The organism is Tolypothrix sp. VBCCA 56010, assembly GCF_050875635.1.
GTDB lineage: Bacteria > Cyanobacteriota > Cyanobacteriia > Cyanobacteriales > Nostocaceae > Hassallia.
Map to the genome: position 1 here is coordinate 1 of NZ_JBPAOH010000454.1, position 392 is coordinate 392.

The 392-nt window shown below is 43.1% G+C and carries 1 pseudogene; it reads left to right on the forward strand.

Going from position 1 to position 392, the window contains the following annotated elements:
- Positions 1-392, forward strand: a pseudogene (locus AABK37_RS41960) (reverse transcriptase N-terminal domain-containing protein); the annotation flags it as partial.

Sequence of the window (392 nt, forward strand, 5' to 3'; positions counted from 1 at the left end):
AAGCGTAAAGCTTTGTCACTTCAAAAGCTTATCCTGAAATCCAAAGCAGCTAGATTTTTGGCAATTCGTCAAGTATCACAGCTAAACGCTGGAAAGAAAACAGCAGGAATCGACGGCAAAAAGTCTCTCACTTTTGAGGAACGATTTGAACTAGAAAAACTGCTGAAGGCATCCTGTAATGAATGGTTTCACCAAAAGTTACGTAGTATCCCCATCCCTAAAAAAGATGGCTCTACACGGACGCTCAAAATCCCTACTATTGCGGACAGAGCTTGGCAATGCCTCGCAAAATACGCCTTAGAACCAGCTTGCGCGTTGCAACCTTTCACGAAAAAAGTTACGGATTTCGTCCAGGACGTTCGGCACATGATGCACAGAAAATACTGTTCTTA